Source organism: Ruegeria sp. BHSC276 (assembly GCF_059612945.1).
Window position 1 is genome coordinate 54,495 of sequence record NZ_JBXWRP010000011.1, and the last position, 12,784, is coordinate 67,278.

The window sequence follows — 12,784 nt, forward strand, 5'->3', positions numbered from 1 at the left end:
AGACAGACATGGCTTTGGATACGGTGGGCACGGTGCCCTGGACCATCAAGGGCGAGTTGATCCTGAACTGCAACTGCACGGTGTTCTGCCCCTGCGTGGTCAGCCTTGGGAAGCATCCGCCGACCGAGGGCTACTGCCAGGCCTGGGCGGGCATCCGCATCGATGAGGGCCAATATGGCGACGAGGACCTGTCGGGTCTGAACGTGGGCCTGTTCCTGGAAATCCCCGGCAACATGGGGCGCGGCAACTGGAAGGCTGCGGCCTTCATCGACGACCGCGCGTCCGAGGCGGCCTATGAGGGGCTGGTCAACATCTTCTCGGGCGCGGCGCGCGGTACGACAGGGCTGTTCTCGGTTCTGGTCAGCGAGTTCCTGGGGGCCGAGCGGTCGCCGGTGCATTTCGAAACCGAAGGCAAGGAACGCCGCCTGATGGTCGGCAAAAAGATCCAGGGCGCGGTGGTCCCGGTCGAGGGCAAGGACGGCAAGGAAATCGTCGTCACCAATACCGAATACTGGATGGGCCCGGACATCACAGTGGCGACCGCGACAAAGGGCAAGGTGCGCGCCTTCGGTCGGGTCTGGGATTTCGACGGCCGTTCGGCCGAGATCTGTCAGATCGACTGGCACGGGCCCCGGTAATGATCACCGGCGCCTTTGCCCGGCGAATGGCCCGCTATAACCGTTGGCAAAACAGCCAGTTGGCGGGCTTTCTTCATGAGCTTTCGCCCGTGGAATTGACCCGGGAATGCGGCGCGTTTTTTGGGTCGATCCTGGGCACGGCGAACCGTCTGCTTTGGGGCGACTGGATCTGGATGTCGCGGTTCGACGCGGGTCCGGGCCCGAACAGCCCCCCGGACAGCAAAGGCGGCGGTATCCATGAGAGCGTCCATCTGTGCCCCGATCTGGCTCACTGGTTGCCGCTGCGCGAAACGATCGACGCGCGGATCGGCGCCTGGGCGGATACCCTGGGAGATGACCCGATCAGTGGGTTGCTCACTTGGTACTCCGGAGTGAAAGAGAAAAATATTACAATGCCTTACGCCGTGTGCGTGATGCATTTTTTCAATCATCAAACTCATCACCGGGGACAAATCCACAAAATGCTGACCGAGGCCGGTTCTGGGGCTCCGGTCAGTGATCTCGTTTTCTTGCCCGAGGAGGTCTAAGTGCCACAGATTTCTTTGTCGCGCCGGCTGCGGCGCACGCCGTTCTCTGACGGGGTCGAGGCGGCCGGTGTCAAAGGCTATACCGTCTACAACCGGATGTTGCTGCCGACGGTGTTTGAAAGCGTGGAGGCCGACTATCGGCATCTCAAGACCCATGTGCAGGTCTGGGATGTGGCCTGCGAGCGGCAGGTCGAACTGCGCGGCCCCGATGCGGCGCGGCTGATGCAGATGCTGACCCCGCGCGACCTGCGCGGCATGTTGCCGGGTCAATGCTACTATGTGCCGATCGTGGACGAAACAGGGGGCATGCTGAACGATCCCGTGGCGGTGAAACTGGCGGATGACCGCTGGTGGATCTCGATCGCAGACAGCGACTTGCTTTTGTGGGTCAAGGGCCTGGCCAACGGGTATAGACTGGATGTTCTGGTGGACGAGCCGGACGTGTCGCCCTTGGCAGTGCAGGGACCCAAGTCGGATGACCTGATGGCGCGGGTCTTCGGCGACCGGGTGCGCGATATCCGGTTCTTCAAGTTCGACATGTTCCAGTTCGAGGGGCGTGATCTGGCGATTGCGCGGTCGGGCTATTCCAAACAGGGCGGGTTCGAGATCTATGTCGAGGGCGGCGACATCGGCATGCCCTTGTGGAACGCCCTGTTTGCCGCCGGAGAGGACCTGCAGGTTCGGGCGGGTTGCCCCAACCTGATCGAGCGGATCGAAGGCGGGTTGCTGTCTTACGGCAATGACATGACTGACGACAACACGCCCCATGAGTGCGGGTTGGGCAAGTTCTGCAACACGCATACGGCCATTGGCTGCATCGGGCGGGATGCGCTGTTGCGGGTGGCCAAGGAGGGGCCGGTTCAGCAAATCCGCCCGATCGCGATCGAGGGTGAAGCGGTGCCACCATGTGATCGGCCGTGGCCGGTATATGGTGGCGGCAAGCGCGTGGGTCAGGTGACTTCGGCCACCTGGTCGCCGGATTTCCAAACCAACGTGTCGATCGGTATGCTGCGGCTGAGCCACTGGGATCCGGGAACACGGATTGAGGTCGAGACACCGGACGGCATGCGGGATGCAGTCGTGCAGGCGAAGTTCTGGATTTGAGCCGGGAAGGGGGCTCTGCCCCCGTCGCTGCGCGACTCCCCCGGGATATTTGGGGCCAGATGAAGAAGTCGTCTGGCCGAGAGGAAGGAAAGGAATGTGAGCATGTTCAACGCTTTGGTAATGGAGAAGGACGAAGAAAGCGGGCTGGCAACCCCGGTGATCAAGCAGATTTCGGAAGACGATCTGCCGCATGGGGATGTGCGGGTGGCCGTGGAGTACTCGACCGTCAACTACAAGGATGGTTTGTGCATGTCACCCAAAGGCGGTGGTCTGGTTCGCAACTATCCGCATGTGCCGGGGATCGACTATGCGGGAACGGTAGAAGACTCCTCGAACGACAGGTACAAACCCGGCGACAAGGTGGTGTTGACCGGGTGGCGCGTGGGTGAGGCACATTGGGGCGGGTATGCCCAGAAAGCCAGCGCGCTGGCCGATTGGCTTGTGCCTCTGCCGCAGGGGTTGAGCACGCGCCAGGCAATGGCGGTGGGAACCGCCGGTTTTACCGCGATGCTGGCGGTCATGGCGCTGGAAGATCATGGTCTGACGCCGGATCGAGGTCCGGTTCTGGTGACCGGTGCGGCCGGTGGCGTGGGCTCGGTCGCGACCGCGATCCTGGCGAATCTGGGTTACGAAGTCGCGGCCGTGACAGGGCGCCCGGAGGCCGGGGAGTATCTGAAATCTCTGGGCGCTGCGACCATCGTGCCGCGCGAGGAGTTGAATGAGACCACCAAACGCCCGCTTGAGAGCGAGACATGGGCCGGGTGTGTCGATGCAGTGGGTGGTTCGATGCTGGCGCGTGTGCTGGGACAGATGAAATATGGCTGCTCGGTCGCTGCCGTCGGGTTGGCGGGGGGCGCGGCTTTGCCGGCAACGGTGATTCCGTTCCTGCTGCGGGGGGTGAACCTGCTGGGAATCGACAGCGTGATGCAGCCCTACGACAATCGCGTACGCGCGTGGAAACGGATCGCGACGGACCTGCCGATGGACAAGCTGGATTCGATGATCCAGCCGGCAACGCTGAAGGATCTGCCCAAACTGGGCGAAGACATTCTGAAAGGCCGGGTCAAGGGTCGCGTCGTGCTGGACGTGAATGCCTGACGGGCGGATTGTCGTCAAATCGGAACCGGCCTCATTGGGGCCGGTTTTTGTTCACGTATCGACGTACGGGGGCAAACGGTGTCCTGCTGTCGAGGCATTTGACGATCATCATTGCTATACATCCCATTTGCGATGGCTTATGACCCTAGCAAACAGACCTGAATAAGGGGAGTGAGCAGCATGTCTGATGACTTCGAACTGGATACCGACGATCTGAAGCGCCGCATGGAGGGCGCCATGGCCAATCTGCGCACCGAGTTTGCGTCGCTGCGCACCGGCCGGGCCTCGGCTTCGATGCTGGATCCGATCATGGTTGACGCCTATGGGTCGATGACTCCGATCAACCAGGTGGGCACCGTTAACGTCCCCGAACCGCGCATGGTCACCATCAACGTGTGGGACAAGTCGCTGGTCGGCAAGGTGGAAAAGGCAATCCGCGAGAGCGGTCTGGGCATCAACCCGCAACTGAACGGCACCATCATCATGCTGCCGATCCCCGAGCTGAACGAGGAACGCCGGCGCGAACTGGGCAAGGTGGCCGGCCAGTATGCCGAACATGCCCGCGTGGCCATTCGCAATGTGCGCCGTGACGGGATGGACCAGATCAAAAAGGCCAAGGCTGACGGCCTGTCCGAGGATGACCAGAAATTCTGGGAGAGCGAGGTGCAGGAACTGACGGATCAGATGATCAAGGCCGTTGACGCCGCGCTTGAGGCGAAACAGGCGGAAATCATGCAGGTCTGAGACGCGGAGATGCCCAAGGATCCCCTGATCGGCGAGTTGTGCGGGCCGCGCCATGTGGCCATCATCATGGATGGCAACGGGCGGTGGGCTCAGGCCCGTGGCCGTCCGCGTCTGTACGGGCATCATGCCGGGGCGCGGCGCGTGCGCGAAGTGGTCGAAGCCTGCCCGGGGCTGGGGATCAAATACCTGACGATCTTTGCCTTTTCGACCGAGAACTGGAAGCGGACTCAGGTTGAAGTTGCGGGCCTGATGAGCCTGTTCAAACGGTACATCATAAAGGAAACCCGGACGCTTGCCGAAAGCGGTGTCAGGGTCCGGTTCATTGGAGACCGGGTCCGGCTGGATGCCAAGCTGATCGAGCTGATGGACCAGCTGGAACGGGAAACTGCCGACAACGACCTGGTGCATCTGACCGTGGCGCTGAACTACGGAGGCCGGGACGAGGTAGCTCGCGCAACCAAACGGTTGGCCAGGGATGTCGCCGAAGGCAAGCTGTGCCCCGACGACGTGGACGAGGAGACGCTGCCGAAATACCTGGATACGCGGGTTCTGCCCGATCCTGATCTGGTGATCCGGACCAGTGGCGAGGCGCGGATCTCGAATTTCCTTCTGTGGCAGTCGGCCTATTCGGAATACGAGTTCATCGAAACGCTGTGGCCGGATTTCACGGCCTCGGAGCTTGAGCGACTGTGCAAAAGCTACGGATCGCGTGAACGCCGGTTCGGAGCCGTCCCCGCATGAGTGACGGGCGTTGGTCCGATCTGACCGTCCGCGTTCTGTCGGCGGTGGTTCTGGTGGCAATCGGCGCGGTCGAGGTTTGGCTGGGCGGGCTGTGGTTCGAGACCTTCATCGCCGCGGCCTGCGGTATCATGATCTGGGAACTGGTCCGCATGGTTGACCCGCAGCGGGCCGGAGTTGCGGTGCAATTATCCGTGCTTACCGGCGTGGCGGTTCTTTTGGCCACCTATCTGCCGCCGGTGGCCACTTTGCCGGTGCTGATCGCGCCGGCGCTTGTCGGAGCCGGGCAGGTAGAGCGCGCGCGCGGGATCTATGCTCTGTTTGCGATCTGGATCGCGGCGGCGGGTTTCGGATTCATCTCGATCCGCGCGAACATGGGCTTTGGCTGGATGATCTGGCTGATCGCGGTCGTCGTCGCCACCGACGTGGCGGGCTATTTCGCGGGCAAGGCCATCGGCGGGCCGAAATTCTGGCCCAAGGTCAGCCCCAAGAAAACCTGGTCGGGTACGGTGGGCGGCTGGGTGGCCGCTGCTTTGGTGGGCGCCGCGTTCGCGGTTTATGCAAGCCTCGGGCCCGGGCTGGTTCTGATCTCGGTTCTGGCCTCGATGGCCAGCCAGGCGGGAGACATCGTGGAAAGCGCGACCAAGCGGAAATTCGGAGTCAAGGACAGTTCGGACCTGATTCCGGGCCACGGCGGGTTTCTGGACCGGTTCGACGGCATGATGGGGGCATCGCTGCTGGTTCTGATTGCAAGTCTGTTCTACGCCCCCGGAGAGATGTGATGCGCAAGGTCTCCATCTTTGGCGCCACCGGTTCCATCGGGCAGAACACCATCGACCTGATCGCGCGGGACCCGACCGTCTATGACGTGGTGGCCGTGACCGGTGGCGCGAATATCCGGCAACTGGCCGAGGATGCCCGGCGCCTGCGCGCGCAGGTCGCAGTGACCGCGTTCGACGACAGGTTGGAAGACCTGCGCGCCGCGTTGGAAGGCAGCGGAATCGAAGCAGCGGCCGGGGCGACCGCGCTGGTCGAGGCCGCGGCGCGTCCGGCCGACTGGGTGATGTCGGCCATCGTCGGCGCGGCGGGTCTGGCGCCCGGGCTGGCGGCACTGGAACAGGGGGCGACGCTGGCGCTGGCCAACAAGGAAACACTGGTCTGTGCCGGGTCTCTGGTGCTTGAGACAGCAAGGCGGCATGGTGCGCGCCTGCTGCCGGTGGACAGCGAGCATTCCGCCGTGTTCCAGGCGCTGGTGGGCGAGGACATGGCCGCGGTCGAGCGCATCATCATAACCGCCAGCGGTGGGGCGTTTCGCGACTGGCCGGTCGAGCGGCTGGCGCAGGCGACGGTCGAGCAGGCGTCGAGCCACCCGAACTGGGACATGGGTCAGCGTATTACCATCGACAGCGCTTCGATGTTCAACAAGGCGCTGGAGGTCATTGAAACAAAGGAATTCTTCGGTATCGCGCCCGACCGGATCGAGGTCGTGATCCACCCCGAATCGATCGTTCACGCGTTGGTCGGGTTTCGCGACGGGGCGGTGATGGCGCATCTGGGCGCGCCCGACATGCGCCACGCGATCGGCTATGCGCTGCACTGGCCCGAGCGGCGCGAGCTGCCGGTACCCCGGCTGGATCTGGCCCGTCTGGGACAGTTGCGGTTCCGTGACCCCGACCCGGCGCGCTATCCGGCGCTGCGGCTGGCGCGCGAGGTCATGGCGCGCGGAGGTCTGTCTGGTGCAGTGTTCAACGCCGCCAAGGAACGTGCACTGGATCACTTCATCGGCCAGCGCATCGGATTTCTGGACATGTCCGACGCGGTGGCGGCGGTTCTGGACCGGTTCGAGGACGCAGGCGGCCTCATTGATGCCCCGATGACCCTTGATAACGTGTTGAAAGCGGACCATCTGGCACGTCAATGGGTGGATGACGCCGTACTGAGAAGAGCAGGATAGACTTTTGGACATACTCTCGCTGATCCCGCAATTTGGTGGATTGATCTACACGATCGCTGCCTTCGTCGTGGCCCTGTCGGTGATCGTCGCCGTGCATGAATACGGCCACTATATCGTCGGGCGCTGGTCGGGGATCCATGCCGAGGTGTTCTCGATCGGGTTCGGCCCGGTTCTGTGGAGCCGCGTGGACAAGCGCGGCACGCGCTGGCAGATCGCGGTGCTGCCGTTTGGGGGCTACGTCAAATTCCTGGGCGATTCAAACGCGGCGTCGGGCAAGGATTCGGCGGCAATTGACGCGATCGCCAGTAAAAGCCCCGAAGAACTGCGTCATACGATGCACGGAGCGCCGCTGTGGGCGCGCACGGCAACGGTGGCGGCCGGACCGGTGTTTAACTTTGTCATGTCGATTTTGGTATTCGCGGCGATCTTCTGGTCGCAGGGGGTGACCCGCGAACCTTTGACCGCGGGCACGCTGAAACCGCTGCCGGGAACCGTGCAAGAGCTGCGCGAAGGGGATGAGATCCTGGCGATCGAGGGAATCCCGGTGCCGGATTTCGACGCCGAGGACGCCTGGACCGATTTCACCGATGCACTGCCCGAAGAGCCCGTGCTGACCTACACCGTAAAGCGCGACGGACAGACCATCGATGTCGAGGCGCCATACCTGTTTCCGCCGCTGATCAGCCGGGTCGCACCGCGAAGCGCGGCGATGGATATCCAGCTTGCGCCCGGCGACGTGATCACCGCAGTGGACGGAGAGCCGATTTTTGCTTTCGATCAGTTGAAGGACAAGGTCGAAAGCTCGAACGGCAAGGTGCTGTTGCTGGATGTCTGGCGCGATGGGGCCGAGCTTGAATTCGCGCTGGCCCCGCGCCGGACCGACGAACCGCAGCCCGATGGTGGTTTCAAGACCCATTGGCGGATCGGGATCGTCGGCGGGTTGATGCTGGAGCCGGCCACCGAACCGGCGGGGCTGTTCGAGGCTGCAGGTGCCGGCCTGCAACAGACTTGGCGAATCATCGAGGGCTCGCTTTCGGGCATCTGGCACATGATCACCGGGGCCATCAGCACTTGCAACATGTCGGGGCCGATCGGCATTGCCGAAACTTCGGGCGACATGGCCAGCCAGGGGGCGCAGAATTTCGTGTCGTTCATCGCGGTGCTGTCCACCGCCGTGGGCCTGTTGAACCTGTTCCCGATCCCCGCGTTGGATGGTGGCCACCTGATGTTCTACGCTTACGAGGCGGTTTCGGGTAAGCCGCCCAGCGAGCGGGTATTCCAGATCATGATGGGCATCGGCGTGACAGTGATCCTGACCCTGATGATCTTCGCGCTCGGCAACGATCTGTTTTGCTGATTGAGGCAGCGGCGCCTTCCGGGCGCCGCAAATTCGCCTCAATTGCGACGTAGGTGATACTCGTTTCCAACGAAGCGGGCTGAAGATCATGACAGGTGCATTGCGAAAATCATATCAGGGGGTCAACTTCCTGTTCGTCCTGAACTGGGATTTTCTGCTCAGCTTTGGCATCACCGCGCTGGCCTTGGCGGGCGGGGCATTTCTGGCCTCTTTGTGATTCTTTACCAGCACCGGTTCTAGCTGCGCGGCCCCTTGCGGCCGCGTTTTGCTTTTGGGCTTTTGACAAGATGTGCCATTAACGGTACTCAAATTCAAAGTCCCAGAACCAGGCAGAGATAAACATGGCATACAGGGAAGACGCGGGCATATCCTGCGGTGCAGTCGAGCCCGAAACCAACATTTTGTGGCAGCTTCTATCGGGTTTTTTCCTCGTTTCAGCGCTTTGGCTTGCGGTATTTTCGCAATCCGCCTGGGCACAGTCGTACACGTTCAATTCGTTCGATGTCGAAGGCAACCGGCGTATTGAAACCTCGACGATCATCAGCCGGACGGGAATCACGCCCGGTCAGACCGTCACGGCGGGCCAGCTGAACGACGCTTATCAGCGTTTGCTTGACAGTGGTGTTTTTGAGACAGTCGAGCTGACCCCGCGCGGCAGCACGCTTGCGATCAAGGTCCAGGAATACCCGACGATCAACCGCATCAGCATCGAGGGCAACCGGCGGGTCAAGGATGACGTCCTGCTGGATGCGATTTCGTCGCAGCCGCGCCGAGTGTTCACCCCGCAGGTGGCCGAGGCTGATGCCGACGTGATCGCGGAGATCTACTCGGCGCAGGGCAGGGTATCCGCCACCGTCATTCCGCGCATCATCCGTCGCAGCGACAACCGCGTCGATCTGGTGTTCGAGGTCGCCGAAGGCACCACGATCGAGATCGAGCGCGTCAGCTTCGTGGGCAACCGCGCCTATTCCGACCGCCGCCTTCGGCGCGTGCTGGAAACCAAACAGGCCAACATCCTTCGGACCTTCCTGCGCGGCGATACGTTCATCGCCGACCGTATCGAGTTCGATAAGCAGGTTCTGCGTGATTTCTACCTGTCGCGCGGCTACATAGATTTTCGCGTCAACAGCGCCAATGTCGAATTTACCCGCGAACGGGATGCGTTCTATCTGGTGATGAATATCACCGAAGGACAGAAATTTTCGTTCGGCAAGGTGACGACCGTCAGCGAGATTCCCGGTGTCGACGCAGCGCCCTATCAAGCCGCGTTGAAGATCAAGCCCGGCGTGACCTATTCGCCCACGCTGATCGAGAATTCGATCACCCGCCAGGAGCGGTTGGGCCTGAAAAACGGCGTCGATTTCCTACGGGTCGAGCCGCGGGTGACCCGCAACAACCGCGACTTGACGCTGGATGTCGAATTTGTCCTGACCAAGGGGCCGCGCATCTTTGTCGAACGCATCGACATCGAAGGCAACACAACAACGCTGGATCGGGTGATCCGGCGCCAGTTCGACACGGTCGAGGGTGATCCGTTCAACCCGCGTGAAATCCGCCAGAGCGCCGAGCGTATTCGTGCCCTGGGCTTCTTTGCGGTCGCCGACGTGGACACGCGCGAAGGGTCCAGCCCCAGTCAGGTCATCGTGGATGTCGATGTCGAGGAGCAACCCACCGGCTCGCTGAGCCTGGGCGGCAGCTATTCGGTTTCGGACGGGTTCGGCATCGCGATCGGGCTCGAAGAACGGAACTTCTTGGGCCGAGGGCAGGCTTTGGGTGTGACGCTGTCGACGGCGCAGGATTCAGAACAGTATATCCTGAATTTCACCGAACCCTATCTTCTGGGCCGCAAACTGCGCTTCGATCTGGGGCTTGGTTTGTCCTCCACAAACTCGAGCTTTGCCAGCTATGACACCAAGACCGTGTTCTTCAACCCGCAGCTGAGCTATGCGATCGGAGAGCTGTCGGCGCTGAAGCTGCGCTACAACTGGAACGACAGCGAGATGACGCAGCAGGACAGCCAGGTGAACGGGGCGGTGATCGCTTCGGAAATCGCCCAGGGCAAGCGGTCGACCAGTTCGCTCGGCCTGTCCTATGTCTATGACAGCCGGATCGGCGGGTTGAACCCCAACGCGGGTGCGTTGTTCGAAGTCGGCGTGGATGCCGCCGGTTTGGGCGGGGACAACAAGTTCCTCAAGACCTCCGCCCGCGCCATCGCCCAGACCAAGGTGCTGAACGAGGAGATGACCCTGCGCGCTTCGTTCGAGGCCGGCGCCCTGCATTGGCAAGGAGACGACTTCAGCCGAACCCTCGACCGCTATGTTCTGGGGCCCAACATCTTCCGCGGGTTCGAACCCGCCGGTCTGGGCCCACGGGATCTGTCGAACGGCCAGGACGACGCGATCGGCGGCAACCTTTACTGGGTGGCGCGCTTCGAGTCCGATTTCCCGCTGGGCCTGCCCGAGGAACTGGGCCTGCGCGGCGGTGTCTTCTATGACGTCGGCAACCTTTGGGACATCGACAATGTCGACACGACCGGGGCCAATATCGTCGGCGCCGACGGGTCGCTCCGCCATGTCATAGGCGTGTCGCTGTTGTGGGATACGCCGTTTGGCCCCTTGCGCTTCAACTTCTCGAAAGCGTTGGTCAAGGAAGACTTCGACAAAGAACAGAACTTTGACTTCACCATTCAGGCGCGGTTCTGACGTTCATGCTGAAACACATATCCAGAACAGTGCAGGGCCCTCTTCGGGCCCTGTGCATTTTGGCATTCGCTTTGGCGGCGGGCCCCGCATCGGCTCAGCAGTTGGGCATTCCGCAATCGGGGGTGCTGACCATATCCAGTGACCGGATGTTCGCCGAGTCGGCCTTCGGCAAGCGGATCCGGGCCGAGATCGAGGCGGAAAGCCGTGCACTGGCCGAGGAGAACGAACGCATCGTGGCCGAGCTGAGCCGCGAGGAAAAGGAGCTGACCGACAAACGCAGCGTCTTGACCCCGGACGAGTTTCAACCGTTGGCCGAAGCGTTCGACCAGAAAGTGCAGTCGCACCGCGAAAGCCAGCGTGCCAAACTGGATGCGCTGTCGCGACGCAGCGAAGAGGCGCGGGTCAGGTTTGTCGAACTGTCACGCCCTGTTCTAATCGATCTGCTGCGCGATACGGGGGCGTCGATCATTATCGAACGCGCGAACGTCTTTCTCAGCTCGGATGCCTCGGATATCACCGATGTGGCCATCCGGCGGATCGACGCGGCCATCGGCGACGGTGCCGGGCTGGAAGAGCGTGACGAACCCTAGCGCGGCTTGCTCTCGCACGGTGGTATTGCTAACCACGCGGAAACCACACCTCGAAAACAGGACACCCGGAACATGACCACGGACACCAAGAGCGCCGACATCCAGCTGATCCAACGGATCCTGCCGCATCGCTATCCGTTCCTGCTGGTTGACAAGGTTGTCGAGATCAACGGCTATCAGTCGGCGGTCGGCATCAAGAACGTCACCATGAACGAGCCGCATTTCCAGGGTCATTTCCCCGGAACGCCGATCATGCCCGGCGTGACAATCGTCGAGGCGATGGCCCAGACCGCTGGCGTGATGCTGGGTGTCGGCATGGACGTGATCGACAGCGAGTTGCTGATCTATTTCATGAACATCGACAAGTGCAAATTCCGCCGCAAGGTAGTGCCGGGCGACGTGCTGAAGATGCATGTGGAAACCGTGCGCGGCAAGAAAGGCGGCAAGATCTTCAAGTTCAGCGGCCGCGCGACCGTGGACGGTGAAGTGGCGGCCGAAGCCGAGTTCTCGGCCTATGTCGATTGGGACATGGAAAAGACAGCATGAGCCGCATTCATCCCAGTGCCATCATCGAAGACGGTGCGCAGATCGGTCAGGATTGCGTGATCGGTCCGTTCTGCCATATCGGCCCCAAGGTCCGGCTGGGCGACCGGGTCGAGTTGAAATCGCACGTGGTCGTGACCGGCGACACCTCGATCGGTGAGGACTGCGTAATCTTCAACTTCGCTGTGATCGGTGAAATCCCGCAGGATCTGAAATTCGGCGGAGAGGACACGCGGCTGGAGATCGGCAAACGCAACCGCATCCGCGAGCACGTGACGATCAACACCGGCACCGAGGGCGGCGGCGGCGTGACCCGTATCGGCGATGACTGCTTGCTGATGGCCGGAGTTCATGTGGCCCATGACGTACAGATCGGTAACCGGGTGATCATGGTGAACCATTCCGGCGCCGCCGGTCACTGCATCATCGAGGATGACGTGATCATCGGTGGCATTTCCGGCTTGCATCAATGGGTGCGCGTGGGCCGCGGCGCCATCATCGGCGCGTTGACCATGGTGCCCAACGATGTCATCCCCTATGGCTTGGTTCAAGCTCCGCGGGGCGAGTTGGAAGGTCTGAACCTGGTGGGCCTCAAGCGGCGCGGGGTACCGCGGGCGGACATCTCGGCCCTGCGTGCCGCGTTCCGCGAGATGGCGCAAGGCGACGGAACGTTCCTGGACCGCGTCAAGCGGCTGGGGGACGACACCGACAGCGACTATGTCCGCCGGATCGTGGAATTCGTGACCGGCGAGTCCGACCGGTCGTTCCTGACGCCGAGGAAATGAGCCG

Annotated in this window: 14 protein-coding genes; all 14 read left to right on the plus strand. The window is 62.1% G+C overall.

What is annotated here, in order from left to right; all coding sequences use genetic code 11:
• Nucleotides 1-8 precede the first annotated feature (8 nt).
• On the plus strand, nucleotides 9-638 hold the full coding sequence (locus AC2FMD_RS16680) for a DUF1326 domain-containing protein (protein ID WP_005983316.1): 630 nt from the start codon (nucleotides 9-11) through the stop codon (nucleotides 636-638).
• On the plus strand, nucleotides 638-1,165 hold the full coding sequence (locus AC2FMD_RS16685; RefSeq protein WP_496795258.1) for a DinB family protein: 528 nt from the start codon (nucleotides 638-640) through the stop codon (nucleotides 1,163-1,165). Before AC2FMD_RS16680 ends, AC2FMD_RS16685 begins: the two co-directional genes overlap by 1 nt.
• Nucleotides 1,166-2,269 carry a dimethylsulfoniopropionate demethylase gene (locus AC2FMD_RS16690; protein WP_496679940.1) on the plus strand — a complete coding sequence of 368 codons (1,104 nt, stop codon included), beginning with the start codon at nucleotides 1,166-1,168 and terminating at the stop codon, nucleotides 2,267-2,269.
• 102 nt (nucleotides 2,270-2,371) lie between these two features.
• Nucleotides 2,372-3,367 carry an acryloyl-CoA reductase gene (gene acuI / locus AC2FMD_RS16695; RefSeq protein WP_496741230.1) on the plus strand — a complete coding sequence of 332 codons (996 nt, stop codon included), beginning with the start codon at nucleotides 2,372-2,374 and terminating at the stop codon, nucleotides 3,365-3,367.
• Between the two features lie 180 nt (nucleotides 3,368-3,547).
• On the plus strand, nucleotides 3,548-4,111 hold the full coding sequence (gene frr / locus AC2FMD_RS16700) for a ribosome recycling factor (RefSeq protein ID WP_496688340.1): 564 nt from the start codon (nucleotides 3,548-3,550) through the stop codon (nucleotides 4,109-4,111).
• Between the two features lie 9 nt (nucleotides 4,112-4,120).
• Nucleotides 4,121-4,852, plus strand: a complete 732-nt coding sequence (gene uppS, locus AC2FMD_RS16705) for a polyprenyl diphosphate synthase (protein WP_496688342.1) — start codon at nucleotides 4,121-4,123, stop codon at nucleotides 4,850-4,852.
• Entirely contained in the window at nucleotides 4,849-5,631 is a 783-nt protein-coding gene (locus tag AC2FMD_RS16710; protein ID WP_496741228.1) for a phosphatidate cytidylyltransferase, read from the plus strand. The genes uppS and AC2FMD_RS16710 overlap by 4 nt, the downstream gene beginning before the upstream one ends.
• Nucleotides 5,631-6,803, plus strand: coding sequence for a 1-deoxy-D-xylulose-5-phosphate reductoisomerase (gene dxr / locus AC2FMD_RS16715; RefSeq protein ID WP_496688346.1), 1,173 nt, complete (start codon nucleotides 5,631-5,633; stop codon nucleotides 6,801-6,803). Before AC2FMD_RS16710 ends, dxr begins: the two co-directional genes overlap by 1 nt.
• A 4-nt stretch (nucleotides 6,804-6,807) precedes the next feature.
• A complete protein-coding gene (gene rseP, locus AC2FMD_RS16720) occupies nucleotides 6,808-8,160 on the plus strand; it encodes an RIP metalloprotease RseP (RefSeq protein WP_496795259.1) in 1,353 nt (450 codons plus the stop codon).
• 88 nt (nucleotides 8,161-8,248) lie between these two features.
• Entirely contained in the window at nucleotides 8,249-8,377 is a 129-nt protein-coding gene (locus AC2FMD_RS16725; RefSeq protein WP_496688350.1) for a hypothetical protein, read from the plus strand.
• Nucleotides 8,378-8,501: 124 nt separating this feature from the next.
• On the plus strand, nucleotides 8,502-10,862 hold the full coding sequence (gene bamA, locus AC2FMD_RS16730) for an outer membrane protein assembly factor BamA (RefSeq protein WP_496711129.1): 2,361 nt from the start codon (nucleotides 8,502-8,504) through the stop codon (nucleotides 10,860-10,862).
• Between the two features lie 5 nt (nucleotides 10,863-10,867).
• Nucleotides 10,868-11,452, plus strand: coding sequence for an OmpH/Skp family outer membrane protein (locus AC2FMD_RS16735; RefSeq protein WP_496679953.1), 585 nt, complete (start codon nucleotides 10,868-10,870; stop codon nucleotides 11,450-11,452).
• A 72-nt stretch (nucleotides 11,453-11,524) separates the two neighbouring features.
• Nucleotides 11,525-11,998 carry a 3-hydroxyacyl-ACP dehydratase FabZ gene (fabZ, locus tag AC2FMD_RS16740; RefSeq protein ID WP_496679954.1) on the plus strand — a complete coding sequence of 158 codons (474 nt, stop codon included), beginning with the start codon at nucleotides 11,525-11,527 and terminating at the stop codon, nucleotides 11,996-11,998.
• The gene (lpxA, locus tag AC2FMD_RS16745) at nucleotides 11,995-12,780 is read left to right on the plus strand and encodes an acyl-ACP--UDP-N-acetylglucosamine O-acyltransferase (protein ID WP_496679955.1); all 786 of its coding nucleotides are present in this window, start codon (nucleotides 11,995-11,997) and stop codon (nucleotides 12,778-12,780) included. The genes fabZ and lpxA overlap by 4 nt, the downstream gene beginning before the upstream one ends.
• Nucleotides 12,781-12,784 lie beyond the last annotated feature (4 nt).